Raw genomic sequence first — 1,958 nt, 5'->3', positions numbered from 1 at the left:
CCCCCCTTGTTAAACCAGAGTGGGGACTTATTCCCCGACTGGATTTTAAATTATGCTAATAACTCAAAACTACTAAAAACGGGTGCTATTATTTCACTTCCAAAGCTTCTTATCTTTGTTAATCTACCCTCTAAATAAAAAGGCATATTAACTTGACTTTCTATTTCAAAATATTTTTTCTCTGATAATTCTGTTTCAACTTCGCCACCCATAAAAGCAAATTTTGCGTAATATTTATTAGGCCATCTAAAAGCTTCGCCAGTTTGTTCATCTATTAAAGGCATTCTAGTTTCTTTGTCTAGCTTTTCTTTACCCTCTTGAACTCTTAATTCAACAAGGTCAGCACCTAAAACAATAGTATTTGCTCTTAACTTTCGCATATATGCTTTAACTGAATCCTTTTGCTGTTGGATTGGGTCTTGGTTTTGTAATTCATTATTTGCAGTTTTTGCCATAATTTTTCCTTTTTTATTTTTTCTTTTTAGGTTTTAGAACCTTATATAAAACCTATATTTTTTATTAGGTCTTAGATAAAGTTATAATTAGGGGCTAAAGCCCCTAAAAAAAAGGGGAAAAGCTCACGCCCTATCGGTTGTGCATTTTTAGCAAAAGTATTAAATTTTCATATGCTCAACAACCGTTTGCAAGTTGCTAAAAATCTTTTTAACTAGAATACGAGCTTAAAAAATTTGAAACAACTTTATTAGAAATATTACTATCCTTAGTTATATATCTTTGAGTAACATCAATATTACTATGTCCTAAAGCTTGACTTATATGTTCAACTGGAATACCTTTTTTAATACATTCAGTACCTAATAAGTGTCTAAAATCATGAAATCTCATTTTTTCAATACAAGCTAATTTTTTTAATTTATTAAAAGGTCTTCTTAAATCTTTAAAATAAGTATTAGTATTTTCATTTATAAAAATATAATCTTTTTCTAAAACTTTATCCCTTGATTTTATTTCATTGTCATAATGTGATTTTAAATTATGATAAAGTAGAGGTGTCATCTCATGTACATCATGTTTTCTAGCTTTATTTTTTTGCGCTGGAATTGAATAAACTTTTAATGCAAAGTCAATTTGATACCATTGCATTTTTAAAATTTCACTTTTTCTACGACCATGCAAAGCAAAAATAAATATAAGTTTATAAATAGAATTATCAAAATTAAGTATCTCATCTATTAAAGACTTAATTTGATTTTGTTTTAACGAAATATTATATTTATTATCAAATTTAGGGATAATCGTATATTGTGCGGGGTTTTTTTCTGTATAGTCATTTTTAATAGCATAATTAAAAATTGTTTGAACTATTGCATTTACATTTTTAGCAGTTTTTGGAGATAGTTCTTTAACTTTAATAATATTATTAACTATCTCTTGACAATGTTTAAATTTAATTTCCTCTAAATGTAAATGACCTATATAATCTTTTATGTGATTTTTATATCTATTCTTTTTATTTATAATTTCAGATTTTGAGTGTATATCATCAAACATTTCTATATATTCATTAAATAAGTAATCAAATATCATTTTAATTTCTCACTTAATGCAAATTCAAATTGCAATAGTCTTGCTCTAAATTGATAAGATAATTCTTTTAATTGTTTGGTTTCTTCTTCATCAATATTATTATCTTTAATTGCATTAAGAAATGAAGCATTCAAAAGACCATTATCAATAGAGAATTTTTGTAAAATATCTCTAATATCTTCAATATGTTTATGTGGTGTTGCTCTTTCACTACAAACAAAACCAGCTTTATCACACATATAATCTAAAATTGGTTTACTATCATTTCCCATAAGCTCAATAAGTCTAATAAGTTCTCTTGTTGTAAAGTTTTTTCCATTTCCATTTACATAATTAGAAAATTGTGTATTTGCATTATCTCCTTTAAAACCTAATAAATTTGCAAAATAACTATTAGAAGTAACAGAATT

At 25.9% G+C, this 1,958-nt stretch carries 3 protein-coding genes; all 3 read right to left on the bottom strand.

The window, feature by feature from the left end; translation table 11 throughout:
* Nucleotides 1-50: 50 nt before the first annotated feature.
* On the bottom strand, nt 51-455 hold the full coding sequence (locus CP960_RS13285; protein WP_101185947.1) for a hypothetical protein: 405 nt from the start codon (nt 453-455) through the stop codon (nt 51-53).
* Nucleotides 456-663: 208 nt separating this feature from the next.
* On the bottom strand, nt 664-1,548 hold the full coding sequence (locus CP960_RS13280; protein WP_101185946.1) for a tyrosine-type recombinase/integrase: 885 nt from the start codon (nt 1,546-1,548) through the stop codon (nt 664-666).
* Nucleotides 1,545-1,958, bottom strand: a 414-nt coding sequence (locus CP960_RS13835) for a hypothetical protein (protein WP_165777371.1), incomplete at its 5' end; no start/stop codon positions are given. The genes CP960_RS13835 and CP960_RS13280, both read right to left, overlap by 4 nt.

This window comes from Malaciobacter halophilus (assembly GCF_002837275.1).
In the GTDB taxonomy this organism is placed as follows: Bacteria; Campylobacterota; Campylobacteria; order Campylobacterales; family Arcobacteraceae; genus Malaciobacter; species Malaciobacter halophilus.
Note: the sequence above shows the minus strand (reverse complement) of the source record. Positions and strands in the feature narration are given on the sequence as shown.